Annotated in this window: 21 protein-coding genes; 6 read left to right on the top strand and 15 right to left on the bottom strand. The window is 44.0% G+C overall.

All coding sequences use genetic code 11. The features are described 5' to 3' along the window. Nucleotides 1–387: 387 nt before the first annotated feature. The 3 genes from BTW00_RS13545 to hflX all read right to left on the bottom strand — a co-directional run bounded on the left by BTW00_RS13545 (nt 388) and on the right by hflX (nt 3,311). Complete coding sequence (locus BTW00_RS13545; RefSeq protein WP_075107845.1) at nt 388–1,077, bottom strand: LrgB family protein; 690 nt, start codon at nt 1,075–1,077, stop codon at nt 388–390. A 16-nt stretch (nt 1,078–1,093) separates the two neighbouring features. Further along, nucleotides 1,094–1,528: a CidA/LrgA family protein gene (locus BTW00_RS13540; protein WP_075107844.1), complete on the bottom strand. Its 435-nt coding sequence runs from the start codon at nt 1,526–1,528 to the stop codon at nt 1,094–1,096. A 349-nt stretch (nt 1,529–1,877) separates the two neighbouring features. Continuing rightward, nucleotides 1,878–3,311 carry a ribosome rescue GTPase HflX gene (gene hflX / locus BTW00_RS13535; protein WP_075107843.1) on the bottom strand — a complete coding sequence of 478 codons (1,434 nt, stop codon included), beginning with the start codon at nt 3,309–3,311 and terminating at the stop codon, nt 1,878–1,880. A 307-nt stretch (nt 3,312–3,618) separates the two neighbouring features. Between hflX and BTW00_RS13530 the strand changes: the two genes are divergently transcribed. Next, nucleotides 3,619–4,419, top strand: a complete 801-nt coding sequence (locus BTW00_RS13530; RefSeq protein ID WP_075107842.1) for a 1-acyl-sn-glycerol-3-phosphate acyltransferase — start codon at nt 3,619–3,621, stop codon at nt 4,417–4,419. Between the two features lie 135 nt (nt 4,420–4,554). Here BTW00_RS13530 and BTW00_RS13525 read toward each other — a convergent pair whose 3' ends face one another. Beyond that, nucleotides 4,555–5,595, bottom strand: coding sequence for an aldo/keto reductase (locus BTW00_RS13525; protein ID WP_075107841.1), 1,041 nt, complete (start codon nt 5,593–5,595; stop codon nt 4,555–4,557). Nucleotides 5,596–5,643: 48 nt separating this feature from the next. Further along, the gene (locus BTW00_RS13520; protein ID WP_075107840.1) at nt 5,644–6,141 is read right to left on the bottom strand and encodes a peptidylprolyl isomerase; all 498 of its coding nucleotides are present in this window, start codon (nt 6,139–6,141) and stop codon (nt 5,644–5,646) included. Between the two features lie 283 nt (nt 6,142–6,424). Here BTW00_RS13520 and BTW00_RS13515 point away from each other — a divergent pair, with 283 nt between their 5' ends. Together BTW00_RS13515 and BTW00_RS13510 are read left to right on the top strand one after the other, a co-directional pair. Beyond that, complete coding sequence (locus BTW00_RS13515; protein WP_075107839.1) at nt 6,425–6,742, top strand: hypothetical protein; 318 nt, start codon at nt 6,425–6,427, stop codon at nt 6,740–6,742. Nucleotides 6,743–6,918: 176 nt separating this feature from the next. Continuing rightward, nucleotides 6,919–7,578: a DUF1294 domain-containing protein gene (locus BTW00_RS13510; RefSeq protein ID WP_075107838.1), complete on the top strand. Its 660-nt coding sequence runs from the start codon at nt 6,919–6,921 to the stop codon at nt 7,576–7,578. A gap of 154 nt (nt 7,579–7,732) precedes the next feature. Here BTW00_RS13510 and lspA read toward each other — a convergent pair whose 3' ends face one another. From lspA to BTW00_RS13490, 4 genes are all read right to left on the bottom strand, one after another. Then, the gene (lspA, locus tag BTW00_RS13505) at nt 7,733–8,389 is read right to left on the bottom strand and encodes a signal peptidase II (protein WP_075107837.1); all 657 of its coding nucleotides are present in this window, start codon (nt 8,387–8,389) and stop codon (nt 7,733–7,735) included. Further along, nucleotides 8,382–11,243, bottom strand: a complete 2,862-nt coding sequence (ileS, locus tag BTW00_RS13500; protein WP_075107836.1) for an isoleucine--tRNA ligase — start codon at nt 11,241–11,243, stop codon at nt 8,382–8,384. Before ileS ends, lspA begins: the two co-directional genes overlap by 8 nt. 449 nt (nt 11,244–11,692) lie before the next feature. Further along, complete coding sequence (locus tag BTW00_RS13495; protein ID WP_075107835.1) at nt 11,693–12,241, bottom strand: protein disulfide oxidoreductase; 549 nt, start codon at nt 12,239–12,241, stop codon at nt 11,693–11,695. 136 nt (nt 12,242–12,377) lie between these two features. Then, nucleotides 12,378–14,015, bottom strand: coding sequence for a carbon-nitrogen hydrolase family protein (locus BTW00_RS13490; protein WP_075107834.1), 1,638 nt, complete (start codon nt 14,013–14,015; stop codon nt 12,378–12,380). Between the two features lie 542 nt (nt 14,016–14,557). On the opposite strand from BTW00_RS13490, the gene BTW00_RS13485 reads away from it, so the two are divergent. Continuing rightward, the gene (locus BTW00_RS13485; protein ID WP_075107833.1) at nt 14,558–15,187 is read left to right on the top strand and encodes a BLUF domain-containing protein; all 630 of its coding nucleotides are present in this window, start codon (nt 14,558–14,560) and stop codon (nt 15,185–15,187) included. Between the two features lie 220 nt (nt 15,188–15,407). Here BTW00_RS13485 and BTW00_RS13480 read toward each other — a convergent pair whose 3' ends face one another. Continuing rightward, complete coding sequence (locus BTW00_RS13480) at nt 15,408–16,844, bottom strand: FAD-binding oxidoreductase (protein ID WP_075107832.1); 1,437 nt, start codon at nt 16,842–16,844, stop codon at nt 15,408–15,410. Between the two features lie 336 nt (nt 16,845–17,180). Here BTW00_RS13480 and serA point away from each other — a divergent pair, with 336 nt between their 5' ends. After that, nucleotides 17,181–18,407, top strand: coding sequence for a phosphoglycerate dehydrogenase (gene serA / locus BTW00_RS13475; protein WP_057758460.1), 1,227 nt, complete (start codon nt 17,181–17,183; stop codon nt 18,405–18,407). Between the two features lie 137 nt (nt 18,408–18,544). Here serA and BTW00_RS13470 read toward each other — a convergent pair whose 3' ends face one another. The 4 genes from BTW00_RS13470 to BTW00_RS13455 form a co-directional block, all read right to left on the bottom strand. Then, the gene (locus tag BTW00_RS13470) at nt 18,545–19,618 is read right to left on the bottom strand and encodes a rhodanese-related sulfurtransferase (RefSeq protein WP_075107831.1); all 1,074 of its coding nucleotides are present in this window, start codon (nt 19,616–19,618) and stop codon (nt 18,545–18,547) included. Nucleotides 19,619–19,881: 263 nt separating this feature from the next. Next, nucleotides 19,882–20,463, bottom strand: coding sequence for a tetratricopeptide repeat protein (locus tag BTW00_RS13465; RefSeq protein ID WP_075107830.1), 582 nt, complete (start codon nt 20,461–20,463; stop codon nt 19,882–19,884). 401 nt (nt 20,464–20,864) lie between these two features. Then, nucleotides 20,865–21,482, bottom strand: a complete 618-nt coding sequence (gene metW / locus BTW00_RS13460; protein ID WP_075107829.1) for a methionine biosynthesis protein MetW — start codon at nt 21,480–21,482, stop codon at nt 20,865–20,867. Further along, the gene (locus BTW00_RS13455; RefSeq protein WP_075107846.1) at nt 21,479–22,831 is read right to left on the bottom strand and encodes a homoserine O-acetyltransferase; all 1,353 of its coding nucleotides are present in this window, start codon (nt 22,829–22,831) and stop codon (nt 21,479–21,481) included. Before BTW00_RS13455 ends, metW begins: the two co-directional genes overlap by 4 nt. 538 nt (nt 22,832–23,369) lie before the next feature. Here BTW00_RS13455 and hemH point away from each other — a divergent pair. Next, nucleotides 23,370–24,389 (top strand): ferrochelatase, encoded by a 1,020-nt coding sequence (gene hemH, locus BTW00_RS13450; protein WP_075107828.1) that lies wholly within the window; start codon nt 23,370–23,372, stop codon nt 24,387–24,389. A 115-nt stretch (nt 24,390–24,504) separates the two neighbouring features. On the opposite strand, the gene BTW00_RS13445 is transcribed toward hemH, so the two are convergent. Continuing rightward, nucleotides 24,505–24,855 carry a hypothetical protein gene (locus tag BTW00_RS13445; RefSeq protein ID WP_075107827.1) on the bottom strand — a complete coding sequence of 117 codons (351 nt, stop codon included), beginning with the start codon at nt 24,853–24,855 and terminating at the stop codon, nt 24,505–24,507. Between the last annotated feature and the right edge of the window lie 451 nt (nt 24,856–25,306).

Genomic DNA, 25,306 nt, shown 5'->3' with positions numbered 1-25,306 from the left:
GGGCTGATGCTAAAATTGCCCCATACTGCGTTACAAATCTCGCTAAGGCATCTGCATTATCGTCGCTTTGTGCCTTGTCTGGAACAATTTTAGCGATCAGCAGTGCCTATTTGCGAATGTTCAACACGCCCTAAACAAACTTAAATAAATCAAAGTGCTATATTTTTGAAGATTGTTAAATATCTGTTTACATTGAATTACAGGCAAGCACTTTTTTGATGCATACCTTATTTTAACTCTCTAAAATGCAAAGGTGATGACAATGGTTGGATGAGCCAAATGTCATGTCTATTAGTCTCGTTACTGAGTAAGCAATAACAATAAAAATAATGATTGAAATGATGAAACAGTGCTCAGTCATCTGTCAAAGCGGTAAGCAAAATCAGTCTAGATGCCTAACGCACTGATAAATACAGGCACCCAAATGGCAGTCACTAAACCATTGACTGCGAGTCCAAATGCCGCATATCGTCCTGCCGTATGGCTGATTTGCCACGCTTCTACTGTACCAAATGCGTGAGCCGCCAGTCCAAGTGCAAGACCTTTAGCTCGATCATCATTGATACCGCGAAACAAAAAACGGGCGACAGCGCCGCCAATGAGACCTGAAACAATGATGATCAGGTTCGCCAGTGCTAATGGCGCATTGATTAAATCGGCAACACTGAGGCCAATGGGAGTAGTCACAGAACGGGTAGCAAAAGCAAGTATGCTGTCGTGACTCAATGAAAATAGATAAGCCAATGACATGGGCAGTAGGGCACCAATGACACTAGCAATAGCAACGATCAAAGAGAGCTTTTTGACAGGCAGTCCTTTAAAGTTCATTGCGGCTAGTGGTACCGCCAAAAGTACTGTGACATATCCTAATAGATGATCGAATATAGGCTTGGCCGCGCTGTAGTAGTTGTCATAATCCCATTGCAATAAAAATAAGAAGACCAGTACCAAAACGAGCGCGGTAATTACCATCGGTAACCATGATAATTTACGCGCTAACACACGTGCAATGACGTGTGCCGCCAAGGTTAGAAGTACGGCTGCTAAGGTCGCCATAAATACGCTGTCAAAAGTCATAATATCTCTCCGCAGCTCACGGCTGTTTCTTTTGCTGATTAGTCGTGCCGCTGTCGGCATTGGCATCTTGATTCAACCAGCGATTGGTCAGTAGCGCGAGTCCCCACATCGGTATGAGCGTACTTACTATCATTGTGACCATCACGCCCAACAGCTCATCTCCTAGCGCGAATAGCAGTAAGCCTGCACCCGCTGAGACGGGCAGAAATGCAAAACCACTATCGACGAGGAGGGTGTTACTGGCTTGAGTGAGCCAGTTAGGCAACCCTTTGAGCAATCGCCATATCATCAAGATAACAAACATTGCCACCAAGCCGACAATATTGGCGGCTTTTTCGATACCTGCCAACTGACAAAGAACCACAGCCGTCTCTCGGACAACGATAACCATAATCAACGTTAAAATTAACGAAATCCATAGCGGGAGATGGGAGGAGTGAGCAGGCTTCATAAGCAGTGTGGCCAAGTCAGATATAGGTGATGAGTTTATAAAAACGAGCGGGCGATGGTATCAATAATATAACGTGAAAAATAATATTATGAACGCTGATAATAGACAGTAGTGACATTTCAACTTTTGAGTGGCGAGTATTACCTATCAATATTTGTTGAATGTATAACCGTTGATTATATAGAGAATAAGCTTACTAATAAAGCTTGTAGACACATTCAAAAAAATAGACGATATCGATTGATACCGTCTATGCTATTTTAACCTACTGTATAAAAGATTGCTGTCTAACAGTATGAATCAAAGGTTTACTTATCTATTGACGTCAACAATCGTTTTTCAGCAGCGACTATTTTTCAGAATCAGCGGTTTGTGAATTGAGCGCATTAAATTCGTCAAATGCTCTTTCTTCTTCTGCTGTCATCGTCAGCTCTTCAACTTCATGTTCGTCGGGCTGCTCAAATTCCTCAAGTACTGGCATCAGCAATGTTGCTTGTGCAAGCGGTAATACATCGGTGGGCTTGAGATTGGCTTGTCCGAGTAGTTGTCTTAGTCTATCGCTTGGCAAGCGAATCGTCAAGCACTCATGGCCGCTATCATCATAGCTTTCTTCTTCAATAACACCAAGCTCGTACAAGGTATTTTTTAACTGTCCTGCATGATAGGGTAGCGTCAAATCAAAAGTGGTCAATGTGCCAGTTAGTAGCTGCTGCACGGCTAATGACAACTCTTCTATGCCTAAGTTCTCTCTAGAAGACACATAGACACGATTAGGTTGACCTTCGCTAGCATAACCAATACGTGCAGGCTCGTCAGTCAAATCAATCTTATTATAAACATTGAGTACCGGCACATCGTTATCAATCTCAGCCAGTACCTCTTTGACCGCCTGAATTTGCTCATGCATATCTTCACTAGAAGAATCGATGACGTGTAATAATAAGTCCGCCTCTAGCGTCTCTTCTAGCGTTGCATGAAAGGATTCAACCAATTCATGCGGCAAATGACGGACAAAACCTACCGTATCAACCAATACCACACGACCAACGCCTTGCCAGTCTAAACGGCGTAATGTCGGATCTAGAGTTGCAAACAGTTTATCAGCCGCGTAGATATTTTCATCGACTAAGCGATTAAATAAAGTGGATTTGCCCGCATTGGTATAACCAACCAGTGAGATAGTCGGTACGTCTGATTTTTGGCGACGTGCCCGGCCCTGAGCACGAGTCTGTCTGACCTTTTCAATTCTACTTTTGAGCTGCATGACGCGCACTTGTAGCAAGCGACGATCGGTCTCAAGCTGGGTTTCGCCGGGGCCACGTAAGCCAATACCCCCTTTTTGACGTTCCAAATGCGTCCAACCACGGACCAAACGTGTCGATAAATGGTTCAGCTGAGCCAGCTCTACTTGTAGCTTACCTTCGTAAGTACGAGCACGCTGAGCGAAAATGTCTAAAATCAAACCAGTACGATCCAGTACACGGCATTTCACCAAAGCTTCGATATTACGCTCTTGCGAAGGCGACAAGCTGTGGTTAAACAGTACAATATCCGCATCATGCTCGCGCACCAATTCTGCAATTTCCTCCGCTTTACCGCTACCAACGAAATACTTGGCGTCAGGGCGTGCACGTGAGCCTGTGACCAGTGCCAAGCGATCGGCACCTGCTGAATCTGCTAGTAGTTCAAACTCGCCTAGATCGTCAGGATCTTGAATTTGGCGAATGTCTAAATGTACAATAATGGCGCGCTCGCCACCTTCATGTCTTTCAAAATAATCCAAAGAGTATCACCTATTTAATAAAGTAAATATATCGCTATTATCAGTTCAGTATACTTTGATATAGCGTTCATATGAGTATCTATATGTGGTCTTATCACTTGATATTAAAGGGTATGAGCACAATTAGCGATGGTTTTATGTTACAGCGATGACTGGGATTAATTTTTTATAAATCTGCTTTATTGCCCGTTTGTATAAAAGTGAGCACCCACTGAATAGACACCCTATCACTGAGCGTATGAACTTTGTTATACTGGGCTCGTTTTTTTGACTATTAAACACCCGTTATTTAATCATGAGGGCGAAGATGAGCCAAGCTAAATCAAGCTTTTCACTCAGACGACAGTTGGGACGCGGTAAGCAAATTGCTGGCATGACCACCACCATCGCTGGTGGTATGCGTGCCGCTCAACGCATTGGGGCATTCAAGCAGCCACCGCGCGAGACACTACCACGCTACATCCAAACGTTTTGTCGCAAGATGGCAGGCTCATTTGGTGTCAAGGTCGTTGAAGTCGAACCAGTAAAGCAACATCACGGCTTGTGGGTGTCAAACCATGTGTCATGGATGGATATTCCTGTCGTGGGCACTGTGAGTCCAGCATTCTTTTTATCCAAAGCTGAGATTGGTGAGTGGCCTGTGTTCGGTAAGCTCGCGCATGCGGCAGGCACGCTTTTCATCGAGCGCGGCTCTGGTGATGCAGGCTCCGTATCCTCACAAATAGCTGATTTCTTAGCCAAAGGTTTTTCGGTGGTTTTCTTCCCTGAGGCGACCACCACTAGTGGCAAAAAAATCAAGCGTATTCATGGGACATTGCTCCAGTCAGCGATAGATGCTGACGTGCCTGTCAGACCCATTGTTATCGCTTATGTCGATAAAGATGGCACACTCAGTGACGCGCTGCCATATTATGGCAAGATGACAATGAAGGACAGCATGAAAAAAGTGCTCGATAGCAAAGATGTCACCGCGTATGTATTGCCATTGGCACCGCTAGACCCAAAAGGCTGTACCAAAAGTGAGCTGACTAATTTGTTGCAAGCCCGTATGCAAGAAGGGCTAGCAGAGTTACATTCACGAGTACTTCGTGTACCCGTTGAAGATTGATTGGCTATATATAGTTAAGCCAGTTTAGTGAATAAAAAGGCGCAAATCGCGAGTTGTATGACTGCGGTTTGCGCCTTTTTTGTGTCTATAATAAATGCGAGTGCATTAATTTATAGACTGCTGATTCAGATCGCACTAAGGAGATGGGTTGGGATGCTGCGCGTGTACCGCTTCAATCGCTTCCAATACATCTGCCGTTAGCTCCACATTGACACTATCAATGTTTGATTTGAGCTGTTCGGTTGTTGTCGCGCCAATGATATTGCTGGTGACAAAGTGACGTGAATTGACAAAAGCCAATGACATTTGCGCCATATCTAACCCAGCATCAGCGGCGATCTTGGCATATTGTTCAGTCGCTGATACCGCTTGCTCATTGGTGTAACGGGCGAAGCGATCATACACCGTCAAGCGTGCGCCAGCTGGACGCTTGCCATCGAGATATTTACCAGACAATACGCCAAAACCAAGTGGCGAGTAAGCAAGTAGCCCGACATTTTCGCGATGTGCTATCTCAGCCATGCCGACTTCATATAAGCGATTTAATAGGCTATATGGGTTTTGCACCGTGATAGGCGCGATCAAGCCGTTTTTGTCCGCTTCCCATAAATAGCGCATGAGTCCCCATGCCGTATCGTTTGATAAACCATAAGCACGAATACGACCATTTTTGATCTCATCATTTAATGCTTGAATGGTCTCTAAAAATGGTGTTAAGTTATCTACTGACTGTGTCGCCATCTCTTCCGTATAACCGCGCTGACCAAAAAAGTTCGCTTGACGTTCAGGCCAATGCAGCTGGTAAATATCGATATAATCGGTTTGTAAGCGCTCAAGGTTGCCATCAATAGCGCTGCTGATGTGTTCAGCATTAAATCGTGTTTGCCCATCACGCAAAAAGTCCATTGGTGATATTTTGCTGGCAAGAATGACTTTGTCACGCTGTTTGGTTTTATCAAACCAAGTACCCATAAACCGCTCGGTATCCCCTTGTTTGTCTTTGTCTGGTGGTGATGGGTACATCTCGGCAGTATCCCAAAAGTTCACGCCCTCAGAGAGTGCCATGTCCATTTGTTCATGTGCTTGAGCTTCCGTATTTTGCTGTCCCCATGTCATCGTACCTAGACAGATCTTAGATACTTTTTCATCGAGCTGCGGTAGCGTTGTATATTGCATTCGATTGTCCTTTTTAGTTTTTTTATTGTGGATTGTGCGTTTGGGTAACTACATAAGTTGTATACCAGTGACGCCAGGTGGTGTGACTTTAAAGATTTTTACTTTGAACAGCACGTCTTGCCCAGCAAGCGGATGATTGAAGTCCACTTCGACTTGATCGTCATCGATGGCACTGATCGTACCGGGCAAGGTATTTTTACCTTTGTCTTCAAATTCAACCATCATACCGACTTCTGGATTATCAGCGACGAGCGCAAACTGAGGGCGGCTAAAGTGTTGGATGTTTTCAGGATTCCATTCGCCAAAAGCTTGTTCTGGCTCAAGGTGAGCGGTACGAGTGTCACCGGCGCGTAGGTTCATCAATACTTGCTCAAAACCAGGTAACAAGCTCTCATCACCGATAGTCAAAGATACGGGCGCATCACGACTAAACGTTGAGTCAATGACAGTGCCGTTTTCTAGTGAGACTTCGAAGTGTAGCTTTACAAGGCTACCGCGGGCGATACGCGTGTCTTCGTTTGGATTAATAAATTGAGATTGGGTCATAATGGCTATTTCTTTTATAAATTATAGTTGATACGTCAGTATTTGCAGCTGTGTTTTTAGTAGACAAATAGTCTAGCATAGTCACCATATTACATGCTGTTATATCAGAGAGTAGTATAAAAACGTAGATAGGAAAATCTCAAAAACCGACTAAAATTCAATTTTTCCTGTTAAAAGGTAAATTTAAGTTGACTTAAGTTTCCAAAATGTATATAAATGTTTACGCTTCGTTAACAAGCCATTTGTGTCTAATTATATTTAATTTAATAACTTTGAGATGACTATGAAAAAAGCTATTTTGGTAATTGGTGTATTTGCATTATTAGCACAGGGTTGTGCGACTCCACATGTCGTACAGACTAAGAAAGTAAGTGATGTTAATTTATCATGCCAACAAATTCTTGGCGAAATTGAAGAAGCTGAACAGTTTGAAAAAGAAGCACGTGCTGAACGTAAAGTGACTGGTAAAAATGTAGCTGCTGCCGTATTATTCTGGCCTGCATTGATCGGCACTTACTCTAATACGGAAGAGGCGATTGAAGCAGCCAAAGAACGCCGTGAGAACTTAAATAAACTTTATGAGCAGAAAAAATGTAGCTAATGTTATGTCAAAAATATAACAAGTAGTAGGATAAAAAGGCTGAGAATATTTTCTCAGCTTTTTTTATGGTAAAAGTAATTCTTTATAATCGACACTATTAAATCAGCTACTCACCTGAGTACGGTTATGTTATGACTATATTTTTTTTATTTTAAAATGATTATGAGAAGGTAGGTATGGATAATCGGCAACAGGGCACTGTCAAAAAATGGCAGGATGATAAAGGGTTTGGATTTATCGAAACCGAGACAGGTGAATCTGTCTTCTTTCATGTGAGTGAGTTTAGAGCGCAGCGCCGTCCTGATGTTGGCGAGCAAGTCGTTTTTAGTATTGGACAAGACGATCAAGGGCGCAGGCAGGCCAAACAAGTACAAGAACTTGGATTTGTACAGCAAAAAATGGCACAAAAAAATCAGCAAATCCGTCAGCGTAACCAAAAACGTAGCCATCAAGCAGAGTTTGAAGCAGGACAAAAGAAACGCTCGTTCCTTGGCATTGCCTTTTATGGTGTCTTAGTCTTATTAGCAGTGACGGATAAATTGAGCTGGCTGGCGGTCGGCTGGTATATAGCATTAGGAACTATCACTTATGGGATGTATGCCAAAGACAAAGCTGCTGCCCAAAGTGGCGACTGGCGTACGCCTGAGTCTACATTGCATATACTAAGCGCGCTTGGCGGTTGGGTAGGCGCGCTATTGGCTCAAACGTATCTACGGCACAAATCGCAAAAACCTGAGTTTCGTGTCACGTATTATTTGACCGTTGTCGTTAATATGGCAGGGTTATTGTTTTTATTGGCAGGTGGCGGACTAGAGACTTTGACAAACTTATTATGATGTTTTGCTATAAGAACGATACAGATACCGCAATGATTAGTAGCATCGACGTATATAGAAATAAATAAAATAGAAGACAAAAAAAGGTGGGTGACGACTGAGTAACCCACCTTTTTTATTTATAAATTCAATTAACATCTCTATCTATAGACGGTTATGACCGTGGCACTTCACGCTTTTTTTCCAAAAACAGCATATCGATGACAATCAGTACAACACCGAGAGAAATCCCAATATCTGCGATATTAAAAATCGGATAATGCCAAACATCGGCATAATGCACATGGATAAAGTCGATCACATGACCATGTAGCAAGCGATCGATTAAATTACCAAGCGCACCGCCCAATACCATGGCAAGTCCAAGCGAGAGTAGCGTGGCTTTGCGAGGCGCTTTGAGCAAATAGATAATCAAAAACAGCGACATGAGCAATGCCAGCCCTGAAAAGAACCACTTCTGCCAACCGCCAGCATCTGCCAAAAAGCTAAATGCCGCGCCATAATTATAAGCGAGTGTCCAATTGAGAAATGGCTCAATCACTGGTACTGGATCATGAAAGGTCAGCTTGGTTTCAGCCAGCCACTTGGTCCACTGGTCAATGACGATGATAATTAGCGCCAGCGCATACCACATAAAAGCAAGACTGCCATTGGCCACCATTTTTGTTGTCCTATTTGTTGACTTGGTCAGTCGACTTCTAGGTGTGGTCGAGCTACCTGTAGTCGCATGAGCAGGCTGAGGCGATTTATCGACTTCAGCTTGCGGCGGCTTATTGTGCTGGCTGTCAGATGAGTCTGTTGGGTTAGGCATAATGGCGCACCTCGCCGTCACCACTGACATTGGTCACGCAGCGACCGCAAATTTCAGGGTGCGCGCTATCCGTGCCGATGTCATCACGGATGTGCCAGCAGCGTACGCACTTAGTACCAGTGGCAGCGCTAACTTGTACCACTAGGTCTACAGCCTCTTCTGTATTCGTTTCGGTTGCTTCATCTACCTGTACAGTGCTATCAGTAGGTGCTTCGCTTATTGGCTTTAGTTCTGCGTTACTAGTGATGAGTACAAAGCGCAGTTCTTCATCAAGCTTAGCTAGACTTTCATACATGACACCGTCAGCGTATAGGCTCACATCGGCAGACAAGTTGGCATTGATAATTTTTTCGCCACGTGCGGTTTCGATATGCTTGTTTACCATATCTTTGGCAAACATAATACGCTGCCAGTCATCATTGCTGATGGCGCTTAGTTCAAACGCTGGGAACTCGTACCACTCTTGAGTAAACACGTAGCCACCTTTATCAGCCTCACGTTGGTTTAGTACTTCCCAAGCCTCTTGCGCCGTAAATGACAAGATCGGTGTGATCCAACGAATCAGCGCATGAGTGATGTGATAGATTGCTGTCTGTGCAGAGCGACGAGGCTGGCCATCCGCCTGCGTGGTGTACTGACGATCTTTAATGATATCTAAATAGAAGCTACCCAAGTCCTGCGAACAAAACGCCGTCACATGCTGGGTGACTTGGTGAAAGTCCATCGCATCATAAGCACTCATGATTTGTGCTTGCACGGTTTGCGCGCGCTCGATGATGAATTTATCAAGGCTAACCAATTCATTGATATCAATGCTATCAGTCGCTGGATCAAAGTCATCGGTATTGGCAAGTAAGAAGCGTAGTGTATTACGGATACGGCGATATTGATCTATTGCCCCTTTAAATGATGCTTTACCAGCGCTCATCTCATAGCGATAATCACTGGATGCAATCCATAGACGTAGCATATCCGCGCCCGTTTTGTTGATCTCTTCTTGCGGCGTGATGATATTACCCAATGACTTACTCATCTTACGACCGTTTTCATCGACTACAAAACCATGGGTCAATACTTGCTTAAACGGTGGGCGCTCGTACATGGCTTCTGACGTCAGTAATGACGTCTGGAACCAGCCACGATGCTGATCAGAACCTTCTAAATACATGTCAGCTGGATTGGTCAATTCATCGCGTTGCTCAAGTACGGCAAAATGCGTTGTCCCTGAGTCAAACCAAACGTCCAATGTGTCTGTTGCTTTGTCATAATCAGCTGCTTCGCTACCTAAGAAATCCTCACAGCTGGCATCAAACCATGCCTCAACACCGCCCTCATTGATTTTTTGCGCGGCAGTTTCCATCAGCTCAAGCGTGTTTGGATGCAGCTCGCCCGTTTCTTTATGGGTAAAGAACGTAATCGGCACACCCCACGTACGTTGACGTGAGATACACCAGTCAGGGCGACCCGTCATCATCGCTTCGATACGGTTCTGACCCCATGCTGGTGTCCAGTTGACGGTAGGGATATCAGCAAGCGCGCGAGCACGTAGGCCTTTGGTTTCCATGTTGATAAACCACTGCGGCGTGGCACGGAAGATAATCGGCGACTTATGACGCCAGCAATGCGGATAGCTGTGCTCAATTTTGGTATGGCTGACTAAATGACCATTATCATTGAGGGCAGCAATGATTTTCGGGTTGGCTTTATAGATGTGCTCACCGGCAAATACCGCCGCACTATCTAAATAGACACCCGTGCCGCTGACTGGGTTTTCCACTGGTAAGTTGTATTTTAGACCCACGATATAATCGTCTAGACCATGACCGGGTGCAGTATGTACCAGACCAGTACCACTATCGGTGGTCACGTGATCGCCCAAGATGAGTGGCACTTGACGGTCTTCAATCAGTGGATGCTGCGCGCTCAATCCTTCAAGCTCACTGCCTGATACGGTCGCTAAGATGCCATTGTTATCTAATTTCAATTCGTTCAACGCCGTTTCTACAAGATCGGCTGCTAGTAGCAAATTGCCTTTTTCGGTCGCAACCACGCTATAGTTATGCTCAGGATGGACTGAGATTGCTTGGTTGGCAGGCAGGGTCCACGGCGTGGTCGTCCAGATAACGGCAGCGATATTGTCTGCGATATCTGCCAATGCGGCTACTTTATCCGTACCGAGCACATCAAAGCTGACATAGATCGCGTCAGAGACTTTGTCTTGATACTCTACTTCAGCTTCTGCGAGAGCTGAGCTACAGTCCAAGCACCAGTTGACCGGCTTCATACCGCGAGTCACATGACCATTGTCATAGATTTTGGCAAGCGCGCGTACGATGTTGGCTTCTTGATGGAAGTTCATGGTCAAATAAGGATTGTCCCAATCACCGAATACGCCTAGACGCTTGAAGTCTGCTTTTTGCAGCTCAATCTGCGTGCTGGCGTATTCGCGACATAGACCACGGAATTCGGTCGCAGAAACTTTTTGACCCACTTTACCGACCTTTGCTTCGACTTTTTGTTCGATTGGCAGACCATGACAATCCCAACCAGGGACATAAGGCGCATCAAATCCTGATAAGGTTTTTGATTTGACAATAATGTCTTTTAGTACTTTATTGACCGCGTGACCCAAGTGAATCTGACCGTTGGCGTATGGAGGGCCATCGTGCAAAATATACTTAGTCGCACCAGCACGCGCCTGACGAATTTTACCGTACACGTCATCTGCTTCCCAAGCAGCTAACCAATCTGGCTCGCGCTTGGCAAGGTTTGCGCGCATCGCAAATGGCGTATCCGCAAGGTTCAGCGTGTCTTTGTAATCTTGGCTTGGTGTGTCAGTGCTTTTATCAGTCATAGAAGGTATCTTTTTAAAAGGTAGGTTTGTGTGTCGGTTAAAACCGGCTACAAGGCTCGATGTTCAATGTATTTCAATATAGTGCTGAGGTTAATGCTGTGTCGATAATACTTAATTACTAATAGTAGGTATATTGCTCATCATAGTCGGTTTATCAACCGCCATGTCAATAAATACCCATTGTTGCTCATTAGTCCGCAAATAGTTACGTCAATAATAAATGGTAACGAGACGATTGCAACATAAAATATGCTAGTAAAAATAATTCAAAAAAATATTTAGATCGGCAGCTATTATATGACAAAAAGGGTAGGGTAAAAAGAGCTGAGCAATTTCATCCTCATTTTGACCAATATCAACTGTTTATCTACGTTGCATGTCGTTGATGAGAGTATAACGATGACCTCTTCGCAACATAATTTATTAAAAAACAAAGTCAGGTTCAGCCGCTAAAGAATAGATGCGAGCCATAAGCGCAGTTTTAACGACCATAATGGCTGAATACCTGTTAGCCCTTGCGTCATCTTGCCATCTTCTAATATCACATATGATGGTGTGACTTGTCCTTGCCAATCCGTAAAGATATCACCTTCTTGATCATTTATTGTGGTGAAGTCAAACTGATGCTGATCGAGGTAGCCGTGTAACTCTTGGTTTGAGCCTGACTGTACGGCGATAGTGACAACAGGATAATTATCCGCTGCTAGTTTATTGATGGTGGGTGAGGTAAAACTACAGACGGAACACCACGTACCCCAGAAGTATACCAGTGTGGGATGCTCATGACTCATCGCTGCTAGGTCGACAGTTTGCCCTTGGTAATCAGTGAGTTGTAACTGAGGATTGGCAGGCATGATAGGTTGTCGCCACCAATTGACCGCTGTATAGATCATGACAAACATCAGAGTGTATAGCACAATCGTTTTAAATAGCGAAATTATCTTCTGCTTTGGCTGTTTTTTTGATTTTATGCCTTCTTGATCCAGATCAGTCATCATTGTGTTGGCTTTTTAGTTAAGATATTTTCAATGAATAAAAATTTAACAGGTATCAGATAAAAATAAACGGCTGAGATTCAGCCGTTTTATTTATGAAGTTTACTCTTAAGTCATTATATCAAGCGCGCACAACCAACTATGGCTTTTGCGCACGATTCTGCAATGGATCACCAGTAAGCACACTGCCTGAGTTTTCGCGGCGTTCTTCGTCACTTAATTTGCTTGCAGGAACTTTGGATTTACGTTTCCATTTTAAGCTAAATAAATCATCGCGGCGGTCAATCAAGTTATGTACTGAGCCTTCGTGACGAACGTGAGTCAGCTTGTCTAAGTTTACATCTGAGAAGAATACCATCTCCGTATTGGCAGTGGTTTCTGCCATGATAGCATCATGTGGGAACGCAAAATCTGACGGTGAAAAAATCGACGACTGTGCGTACTGAATATCCAAGCTTTCGACTTGTGGCAAGTTACCTACCGAGCCGCAGATCATGACATAGCATTCGTTTTCAATCGCACGTGCTTGAGCACAATGGCGTACACGCAAATAGCCATTTTTGGTATCTGTCCAGAAAGGCACGAACAAAATATCCATGTCATCGAGTGCTAATAGGCGTGCAAGTTCAGGGAACTCAACGTCATAACAGACCAAGATACCGATACGACCAGCGTCCGTATCAAATACTTTGACCTCGTCACCGCCTTCGATCACCCAAGCGCTACGCTCATGCGGGGTGATATGGATTTTACGCTGCTCGTCAACCGTACCATCACGGCGACACAAGTAGCTGACATTGTACAAGGTATCGTCTTCGTCTAATAAAGGCATAGAGCCTGTAATGACATTGACGTTGTAACTGACGGCCAAATGCGAAATCTCATTTTTGAACCATTCGGTGTAACCTGCCAAAAAGCGGATGGCGATATTTTGATCGGTTTCTTCGCATAGACCCATCAATGGTGCATTAAAGAACTCTGGCAAACAAGCAAAGTCTGAGTTGTAATCAGCCATGATATCAACGAAAAACTCGACCTGTTGTAGTAGCTCTTCAGGTGACTCGACTTCGCGCATCTGCCATTGAATACCACCAATACGCACCTCAGATTTGCGCGTGTTGGGCTTATAGTCTTTTGGCTCATAATAGATATTTGACCACTCAAGCAAGGTGGCAAACCCTTTAGATTGTTTGTCATCTGGTAGGTAAGCGGTCAAGATACGCTTGACGATAAACCCGTTTGACAACTGAAAAGACAATGCAGGGTCGTGAATTTCGCGGCTCTCAACAGCGTCAATATATTCGCCTGGGCTTAAGTCTTGGTGGTTATGGTAGTTAGGAATGCGGCCACCAGCCAAAATAGCGCGGTAATTTAACTGACGACACAGCTCTTTTCGAGCATCATAAAGGCGACGACCGAGACGATAGCCACGATATTCAGGGTCGATCAATGCGTCTAGACCATAGATGGCATCGCCTTCAGGATTGTCTCTAATGATTTCTTTTTGCCCGATCAAATCATCATAGGTATGCGGGTTAGAAAATTTGGCATAATCGACACGCATGGACAGTACAATACCAATCAATTGATCATGGTCAAATAATGCAATCTGACCTTCAGGAAAGGCATCAATCAAAGTATGAATGGTCGTCTTAGACCAAGCACCACCTAAGTTCACATAGACTCGATCCATCAGCGCTTTTAGTTGGGGATAGTCTTTTTTCTTGATCTCAGCGATCGTGAGATGGAAGTCGTCTGTTTTTTCAATTTTACTCATAATATTCCTGTGTTAAATCTCTACTAAATGTGATGATGTTTGATATGGCAGTATTAAAGGGGTGAGTGACGCAAGTTTTTGCATAAAAAAGTAATAAAAATATTTCAATAGAAGAGTATTGCCGTTACAATAATTATTGTCGTGTTTACAATAGGTTACGATGAGATTCTATCTCATTCCGAATACGAGTTTTGATGTTTATCGTGGTCGAAACAGTTCTCAATTGATAAAAAGTTAATGTATTAAAAACCGTCATCGTGGTCGATATAATGCTAACACTTATTAACTTACTTGGAAGAGCTGGATAAGCGGTTTCTCATATATTAAGTTAGGTTAACCTTCTATTTTCTTGTATCGACCTTATATACTGTCAGCGCCCTTTAGTTTGTTCATTATCATAGCAAGCTGTATGAGTAATAACAGTCTCACGTAGTAAATATTTGCTACGTTTTTGTGAGTCAACATCTTCATTTACTTCAGGCATAGTGTCGTTTTGCTTGTTTCATTTGGCCGGCGTTATCGGCTTTTAGGATTATTTTATTATGCCCTTAACTCGTAGCAATAGAATCAAGCAATGGGATGAAATAGAAGAGTCATCATTGGTTCAGCTGGTCTATGTCAGTACGTTGACCATTGCGTCACGCCTAAAAACCTCTATATTTGAGAATATAGAGGCTCATGCTCGCGATTATAATGAGCAGCATGGTATTACTGGCACACTGTGTTATGGCAATGGTCAGTTTTTGCAGTGTATCGAAGGCGAAAAGAGACATGTATTTGCGCTACAAGAGCGTATTTTTGCTGATAATCGTCACAAAAACGTTGAAGTATTATTATTGCAAGAGATTGATCATCGTAGTTTTACTGATTGGCGCATGCGTCTGCTGTTTTTGGAGCGCTGGCTATGGTCGCCTGCAACCAAAGAGCAAGCTGCGCAGCTTTCACCATTTTTACCATTTGCACCGCACGGCTGGTCACCTGATCGTACTGAGCAGTTTTTGCAAATTATCAAAAATTTCGACACCCCACCACATATCAAGGCAGCGGGCATTACTTACAATGCGCTAGGCAATATGTTCCGCCATATCGCGGCACCGCATCAAGCATTTTTGATTATTCAAGGATTTTTGAGTGTCTTGCTAGTTGTGGCGCTGGTACTGTTATATCTATAAATCATGTTTTTTTAAACGTAAATTTGGGTTTTCCAAATATAAAGTTGCAAAAATAAAAAAGACGCTAAACTTTGAGTTTAGCGTCTTTTTTTGAGATATAGTCAATCCACTAAAAAAGCGTTACAGCGTTAACCTCGCTTGAAGTATGACGTATACATCTGCACTCGCTTGCCTTGTACCACTCTTAAATTGGATCAACTATAAATCGTTAGCCTACCAATCACATATCAAAAATCTTGCCACGATTCATGATGTTATTAGGGTCAAAAACTTTCTTGACCTCACGCAAATAATTAATCTCAGTCTCACTGCGGCTGTATTGCAGATACGGCTTCTTCGTCATACCCACCCCATGCTCAGCAGACACTGATCCGCCGTATCTCTGTACCGTCTCAAACACGTATTTATTCACCACCTGACACTCGGCAAAGAAATCATCCTTACTCATGTTCTCAGGCTTTAAGATATTCAAATGCAAATTACCGTCACCGATATGACCAAACCAGCACACCTCAAAGTCAGGATAGTTGCTGCTCACAATCGCATCAATTTCTTTAATGAACTCAGGCACATGACTGATGAGCACGGACACGTCATTCTTATAAGGAGTGAACACAGAGATGGTCTCTGAGATGTACTCGCGCAGCTTCCACAGCTCAGCCGCTTGCGATAGGCTCTGGCTCATCACCCCATCAACGACCCAGCCCTCTTCCATACACTGCTCAAAGATGGCCATGGCTTTTTCCATGATGGGTTCGTATGGCGCTTCAAACTCTAATAGCGTATAAAACTTAGTACGTGATTCAAACGGCTCTTGTACTTGACCATGGGCCATCAGCTTATCAATCGCTACATCATCAAAGAATTCAAAGGCGGTCAAATCAATCTGGGCTTGAAAGGCAGAAAGTACGTTCATGACGTCACTAAAGTTGTCCATACCCAGCACCATGACATTTAAGTCTTGTGGCTGACGCTCAAGCTTGATTTGCGCGTGAGTGACAAGACCAAGGGTACCTTCAGCACCGATAAACAGTTGACGCAAATCGTAACCCGTGGCGTTCTTGACCATACCGCGGTTGAGGTGCAAGATGTCGCCTTTACCCGTGACGACAGTCAGACCCATGATCCATTGACGAGTCATGCCATAGCGAATGACTTTAATGCCGCCAGCATTGGTACCGATATTGCCACCGATTTGACTAGAGCCTGCTGAGGCAAAGTCGACAGGGTAGTATAAGTCTTTTGATTCAGCGAATTCTTGCAACTGCTGGGTGACCACACCGGCTTCGACTTCAACTATTCGATCGGCAGGATAGAACTGTCCGATCTGGTTCATTTTATCCATGCTAACGACGATTTCGCCGTTAGCAGCGACGGCACCAGCAGACAGACCAGTACGACCACCACTTGGGGTTAGAACGACGTTGTGCTCATTGGCAAGCAGGACGATAGTCTGTACTTGTTCAGTGGTCTTTGGAAAGACGATGGCAGCAGCAGCAGGAGCAAAGTGCTTGGTCCAGTCTTTGCCCCAATGCTCTAAGCTCTCAGCATCGGTTTTGATTTGGGTCGGGTCAAAATCATGGGTATCAGTAAGCGTGCTCAAGATGGTTTGCACGGCATTGGTTTCGGATGTGTTCTGAGCGGTAGTTGGCGTCATGGTCAAATCTCAATATTGGCGTAAGCACGATGCTGGGACTGCTTATTATATAGCGAAATAACTATAAATTCAGTGGTGAGTCAGCTCGTAGAGGTAATAAGTGGATGATAATTTTTACCTATAAGAAGAGGTAAGTAATAAATAATTGATTCGAGCGGTTTCAAACAGAATAATTCACTATAGCATAAAAATTTTTCAGGCTTGATAACCAATAATTCATCTAATCTGCTAACATCGACCTCAAATTTTGTGTAAGATATCGGGACTGTTTTCGTTTCCTCCATCATAGATTATCCAACAGGTAATCTTATAAAACAATTATAGGACAGTTCTCATATGGCGTTATCACTACAAAAAGACAAAATCCGGTTTTTATTGCTTGAAGGTCTACATGACAATGCCCTAAAAGTATTGGAAGGAGCTGGTTACCACAACATCGAGAATATCAGTCACGCCTTAGATCAAGACGAGCTGATCGAAAAGATCAAAGATGCTCACTTTATCGGTATTCGTTCGCGCACTCAGTTGACGCGTGAAGTACTTGAGCACGCACACAAGCTTATCGGCATTGGTTGCTTTTGTATTGGTACCAACCAAGTAGATCTAGACGCCGCTCGTGATCTTGGTATCCCTGTCTTTAACGCGCCATTCTCGAACACTCGTTCGGTAGCTGAGCTAGTATTGGCCGAGGCTATTATGCTGTACCGCGGTATTCCCGAAAAGAATGCAACCGTACATCGCGGCGGCTGGGGCAAGTCTGCGACCAACTCACACGAAGTGCGTGGCAAGACTATCGGTATCGTCGGTTATGGTTCTATCGGTTCGCAGCTGTCTGTGTTAGCAGAAAGCTTCGGTATGAAAGTCATTTATCATGATGCTGTGACCAAATTGCCACTAGGCAACGCGGTACAAGTTGGTAGCCTAGAAGAGCTGCTATCAACGGCTGATATCGTGACATTGCATGTACCTGATGTACCAAGCACCCGCTATATGATGAAAGCTGAGCAGTTCGCTCAAATGAAAGAAGGCAGCTACTTTATCAATGCGGCTCGCGGTACGTGTGTTGAGATTGATGATCTGGCAGATGCGCTTGAGTCTGGTAAAATCTTGGGCGCGGCTATTGATGTGTTCCCAAAAGAGCCAAAATCAGCTGACGAAGAGTTTGAGTCACCACTACGTAAGTTTGATAATGTGATTTTGACGCCGCATATCGGTGGTTCAACACAAGAAGCACAGGCCAATATCGGACTGGAAGTAGCAGATAAGTTTGTTAGATATTCTGATCAAGGTGATACGGCGACTGCGGTGAACTTCCCAGAAGTTTCTATCCCGTTCAAAGAAAACTCGCATCGTCTACTACACATTCACAAAAACGTGCCAGGCGTACTGTCTCAGATTAACCGCCTATTTGCTGAAGCTGGCATCAACATCCTAGCGCAGAGCCTGATGACAGAAGGTGATGTTGGTTATCTAGTGATGGATGTCGATTATAACGATTCGACCGCTGCACTAGACCAATTAAAAGATGTAGAAGAGACTATCCGCGTACGTATCTTATTCTAATATAGTCAATCTGCTTTCAAATTGGATTAACTGTATCAGTGCTAATAGTTTTGATACGCATTGAAGATTTATCATAAAAAAAGAGAGGCTCTATTGATTAGAGCCTCTCTTTTTTTGTATTCAATCAAGTTTTATATTTAGTCAGCGTTGACGTTATTTGCCGCTTCTGCTTGCAGACGCGCTTCAATCTTGGCCGCTTTGCGTTTTTCTATGACATCCATCACCTCACTACCGATATGGGCTTCACCGCGTTTTTTGGCCAGTTGCATTTGGTGCTCGCGCTCACGGAAACGCGCTTTTTGCTCATCTGTGGCTTTGTCAATACAATGCGGGCATGACTCGCCTTTGATATAGGCTGGGCTCTGCATGTCATCGCTAGTGATGGGCATACGGCAGGCAAAACACTGCTCGTAGCTGCCTTTTTCTAAGTTATGGTTTACTGACACACGGTTATCAAAAACAAAGCAATCACCTTGCCACATAGAGTCACTGGCTGGGATTTCTTCTAGGTATTTTAGAATACCACCTTCTAAATGGTAGACCTCTTCAAACCCTTGTTCGCGTAGATACGCAGTTGACTTCTCGCAGCGGATACCACCCGTACAGAACATTGCCACTTTTTTATGCTTGGTTGGATCCAGCTCTTTTGATACGTATTCTGGAAACTCGCGGAACGTTTCAGTGTTTGGATTGACGGCATTTTGGAACGTACCGATTTGCACTTCGTAGTCATTACGCGTATCGATGAGAGTAACTTCAGGATCTGAGATCAATGCATTCCATTCGCTAGGCTTTACATAGCGACCAACGGATGCCAACGGGTCGATATTCTCGACACCCATGGTGACGATTTCTTTTTTGAGCTTCACCTTGGTACGGTAAAACGGCTGCGCATCGGTATAAGACTCTTTGAACGTAAAAGTACCAATCGCTTCGATATTGCGCAGGTAGTCAAGGATGGTATCGATACCCTGACGCGTACCAGAAATCGTACCGTTAATGCCTTCGCTTGCCAGCAATAAAGTGCCTTTGACATCGTTATCTAGCATGGTATTCAAAATCGGCTCACGATACTGCTCAAAGTCAGTGAAGCGTGTGAATTTATAAAGTGCGGCGACGACGATATTGTTAGTGACGCTATCGTAGGCGGGGGCTGATTGATTGTCAGTTATCACGGTTTCTTTGATATTACTATCTTGAGTGGTGCTCATGTGTTTCTCCTGCTGGCTAGGTCGCAAACCTAGTGCGTTGGGTTTAAAGTATCTTTTCAGTTTAAAGCATTAACAAAATTGTGGGATTGATGAATGCGCGCGTAGTGTAGCAAATTTTAGGTGGGTTTTGAATAGTTTATGTCGCTCAGCTTGATAGGAGCTGAAATAATAAATGTTTTGATTATAAGATAAAAACAAAAAATCCAGCTCAAAGGCTGGATTTCTTATTATCAACTTAATCTTTTTTGAGGTTCGTTTAGAGTTTATTTACTCTGGAACCAAGTATCTGCTTTGTTGCGGGCATTAGCGATATCAGCACTGGATAAGTTTAATGCCAATTGGCCGATTTTACCACGCGCCTTGTTACGAACTTTTTCATCGAGCATACCATCACGGGCAGCTAAGTCATACCACTTATAGGCGTCTACCAGATTTTTTTGTTTTTCATCTAACAATGCAAGTGTATAGCTGGCACGGTTGTCGCCACGCATCGCGGCTTTCTCTAGCCAAAGACGCGCTTGCTGCAAGTTAGGTTGTACGCCTTCACCGCGTAAATACATGATAGCAAGGTTTAACTGAGCAGGAGCAACGCCTTGTTGAGCGGCTTTGGTGTACCACTGGATAGCTTGCTGGGTGTTTTGAGCGATACCTTCGCCTTTTTGCAAGCGCTTGGCTAGATAAAACTGAGCATGATCGTTACCTTGGGCAGCACGACTAGACAGCTCGCTCACAGGCATCAGCTCAAAGCGTGAAGTATCAAGCGGTACGTTTGATATTAACTCAGCATTGGCCAAACCAGCACAAGAAAATAAGGCAGTAAACAATGCGGCTTTTAATAATTTCATAGCAGCTCCAAAATTAGGCAGTTAATACGCAAGAAAATTGTACCGTTAAACATCGTCTCGCTAAAGACAGTTAGACGGCGATAACAATTAGGTGACATCTTGCGATATGAACTTACCTAATCATCAGCAATAGAGTTTTTAATTTTGTATCATCGATTTAACCCAACTAATTAGACAAACGGTCGTAATAGTGGGATAACTGACAACATTTTGCTAGCTTAACACCCAAACTTACGAAACTCAAATACTAATTACAAGATTTAATAGCTGCTTATACCTGATTGTCCTCAGTAAAATCATAGAGTTACTATAAGACAATCATTAGTTAACAATTCGCTAAGATAAAAGGTTCGGCAATAACGGTCATTTTATCCTTTTGAGCAAAAATTAAATATCTGACATTACTTCGTTTTTTTCTTTGTCACTCGATAGATAGCGACATCTGCGAGTAGATTGGGTGCCTGTCTAATTAATGCCGTCATCAGTGGGGAATGACCTTTATCAGAGTCGCTTACCGCAAAGCGATTAACGATATGAATATCATGCTGCGCACACAGTTGCTCAAAGTCTTTAAACGTACATAGATGAATATTGGGGGTGTTGTACCATTCATAAGGCAGTGCCTCAGACACCGGCATCATCCCTTTAAGCCCTAAATGAAGACGGTTTTGCCAATGGGCAAAGTTAGGGAATGTGATGATCGCCTCTCGGGCGACGCGTAGCATATCGAGCAGCAGCACATCAGGGGATTTTACCGCTTGTAGCGCGCGTGCCATGACCACGGTATCAAAGCTGTTATCGGCAAAGCGTGCCAAGCCATCGTTTAGGTCTTGCTCAACAATCGACAAGCCGTTGCCAATGGCTTCGTTGATTTTGTCTTCATCAATTTCAAGCCCGTATCCAGTGACGCCTAACTTCTGCTGTAAGTGCGCGAGCAGCTCGCCATTACCGCAGCCCAAATCAAGTACATGTGCTTGCGGTGCGATCCAGCGCTCTGCCAGTTGGTGATCCATTCTCATGAGCGCTCTCCTGTGGCTGGGCGGCTAGGGTTAATAAATGGCGCTGTCAAAAATCCTCTAACAGCACCCATGTAGCGAGGAATATCAAATAAAAAAGAGTCATGGCCATGCGGCGCATCAATATTAATATAGCTAACAGGTTTGCCAGTAGCCATCAGCGCATCGACAATTTCTTGCGAGCGTTCTGGTGCAAAGCGCCAATCGGTGGTGAATGACACAACCAAGTACTGGCATTGTGTATGGGCGAATGCCGCTTTGAGCGCAGAAAGCTCTTGCTGTCGATCAGACTCAATGTCTTCAATCGTCGCTACCGCATCTTCTAACTCATTCTGCGCATTGGCTTTGCTAGACTCGACTGACGCCGCGATAGAATTTTCTAATGGGACGGCCGACTCTGTATTGTCTTTTGCTACCGCTGATGAGTAGTCACGTGTCGGGTCGAAATAATCTAATGCCTTGGTCATAAGTAGATAGGTATTGGCATCAAAGTTTTCACTAAAGCGCTCACCTTGATAGCGCAGATAGCTCTCAACCTGAAACTCGACATCGTAGCCATACATAAACTTGCCAGATTTTAAGTCACGACCAAACTTGGCTTTCATCGCGTCATCAGTCAAATAAGTGATATGACCAACCATCCGTGCTAATATCAGGCCGCGACGAGGGTAGGTACCAGCTTGTATGTAGCGTCCATCCTTAAAATCAGGATCGGACAATATCGATTGGCGTGCGACTTCGTTAAAAGCAATATTTTGCGCAGATAGCTTCGGTGTACTCGCAATCACCACACAGCGTTTTAGCCTGTCTGGATAATCGACAGACCATTGCAGCGCTTGCATACCGCCCATCGAGCCGCCAACGATAGCATGCCATACGTCAATGCCCAGACGATCTGAGAGCATGGCTTGGGTTTTTACCCAGTCTTTAATCGTGATAAGTGGGAAATCAGGGCCGTAGACTTGTGGCTCATTACTGTTATTTGCAGTGCTATCGCTTGAATCGATACTGTCATCCGAACTAATGCTATTGGGATTAATAGTTGTTGGCCCTGTTGAGCCAAAACAGCTACCGATATTGTTGACGCACACCACATAAAAGCGATTGGTATCGATGGCTTTGTTCGGACCAATCATATTGTCCCACCAGCCCGCTTTTTTGTCATCAACGCTATGAAAACCAGCTGCATGATGATTGCCCGATAACGCATGACAAATCAAAATCGCATTTGATTTATCGCTATTGAGCGTGCCGTAAGTCTCTACCATCAAGTCAAACGAGGGCAGAGTACGGTTACATTCCAAGGTCAATGGCTCGGCAAAATGGAATTTTTGTGGCGTAACCACACCCACAGATCCAGCAGCAGTATTGGCTGAGCTGTTTACGTGAGTTTGAGAATTAGGGGACTGGTCACTGGTATTATCAGAGCGTGCGTTCAAAGCTACCTCGCAAGACAACAATCATCAATAAAATAAAAGTAAAATGGCAAAATTTTAACGGGCTACTTTACTTACACCGTTTTTATAAACTGGGCTTGCCTATTGTATGGTGATGCGCGTAGGAGTACAACCGCCGAGCAGGTCTTTTAAACGCCGTTTTATCGCGTTAAATAATAAAGGGTAAATGATAGAAGGCTGGCGACTGCGTATCAAATTGTACAAGTGTGCTTTTGCCATGCGTGATTCATGGATAAAATGCTACACTAATGCGGTGTTTATTCAATGATGTCTTAACAATCCTGCATCTTTACTGCACATCATGTTATGACATCGCTTATAATAGATCTCTTGCAAAAGTACCAGTTCATTGACTTCCACTGACGGAGTTACAAGGGCTGACGATGACTTATGCAAGAAGTCTAATAACTTACTGCTGATAAATAGTGCTGCTATGAAACCTGAATTGCCTCCACGTATTGCTGTCCTGTTAGTCAACCTTGGTACGCCAGATGAGCCGACGGCACCTGCCGTACGACGTTATCTCAAACAGTTTTTGTCAGATCCGCGAGTGATCGAGATTCCCAAGTTTTTGTGGGCCATTATCTTGAATTTGTTTGTCCTGCCAAGTCGTCCTAAGCGCGTGGCAAAGGCTTACGCGAGTATCTGGGAAGGGGATTCGCCGATTCGTAAGATATTAAAAAGCCAAGTTGAGCTATTAGAGCCGCGTCTGGCCAATAGCGTAGCGCCATTTCGCGTCTCTGTGCATCCTGCGATGAGCTATGGTAATCCTGGACTGCCTGATGTCATGGATGCACTGCGCGCAGAAGGCGTGGATCACTTTGTCATTCTGCCTTTGTTTCCGCAATACTCAGCCTCTTCAGGCGGTGCGGTATATGATGCGCTGACGAAGTGGACACTCAAGCAACGTAACTTGCCAAACTATACCATTGTCAAAGACTACTTTGCGCATCCGTTATATATTCAGGCATTGGCTAACTCGATACGCCGTTTCCAAGAGAAGCATGGTAAGCCTGAGAAGTTAATGTTTAGCTTTCACGGTATCCCGCAGCCTTATGCAGATAAAGGCGATCCTTACCCTAAGCGTTGTAAATGTACCGCTGCACAAGTGGCACATGCTCTTGGTCTAAAAGACGACGAGTGGATCATCAGCTTCCAGTCACGCTTTGGTAAGCAAGAATGGGTAAAGCCGTATACTGATGTGGTATTAGAAGATTGGGGCAAATCTGGTGTGCGCTCAGTACAAGTGATTAGCCCTGCATTCTCAGCGGATTGTCTTGAGACGCTAGAGGAGTTGGCCATTGAAAACCGCGATAATTTTCTGGAGGCAGGCGGGCAAGAGTATCACTATATTCCCGCGCTAAACCTCGATAAGACACACATTGAATTGCTCGAAGCGTTGAGCTTGCCTCTTGTAAAAGGCTGGGCTGGCACACTTGATGGATGGATTTAATCAGCTGAAAATATCTATTACTGTTAGTTAAATGATAAGTCATATAAAAGCACGCTTAACGATATTAAGCGTGCTTTTTCGCTCTAAAGGGCTATATCAACCGCGGCGCTAATTTCTAAAAATCATCGTCATTGCTGCGTTCTGCGGCATCTCTATCAGCAATATCCATGGTATCTGGATAATCATTATCATCAAGATTGTCTTGAACCAAAACTTCATCCACACGCGACTCATCAAGGTTTTGACGATGCATAGGTGTTAATCCTTGCGTAGCAGCACTACCGACTTCTGAATTATCAAACCCTGCACTATTATCAATCACATCATCATTGTCGATAGTGTGCAGCATCGGATTATCTAAATCGACCAACTGATTGTCTTGGTTATCGGTGCTGTCATTATTGTCGCGGCGATTGCCATCGATATGATCCATCTCTTCTGGTAGTGGATTCTTTGTGTTTTCCATCAGTCATTCCTTGTTGTAATTATTAGCAGTAAAGTCATTGTAAGGGCTTATAAAAGCGCTGCTTATAGCGACATTGATAATCTGTCCATAAGTTTGTACGGTTATTGGGATTTTCACTAGTAGTAAGGTGTGACAGGATGTTCAAAAAATGTAAGGCGATTGCCAAAATGCAAAACGGCTACTCATATTGAGCAGCCGTGAGTTTTCATAAAATTGCTTAAAAGATCTTTGTTACTACGTCATTAGGGCGTGTTGAACATTCGACCATGGCACTGACAGCGACTATTTTTTAGGCGATTCGATGTTAAAAATAATAAGTTTAGTCATTCTAAGCGCTTATTTTTAACGATGAAGCGGCAAAAAAGAGTCCTGTCCCCTGCGGGCTGATGCTAAAATTGCCCCATACTGCGTTACAAATCTCGCTAAGGCATCTGCATTATCGTCGCTTTGT

It is taken from the genome of Psychrobacter sp. C 20.9 (assembly GCF_001921765.1).
Lineage (GTDB): Bacteria > Pseudomonadota > Gammaproteobacteria > Pseudomonadales > Moraxellaceae > Psychrobacter > Psychrobacter piscatorii_B.
This window is presented reverse-complemented; position numbering and strand designations above follow the sequence as displayed.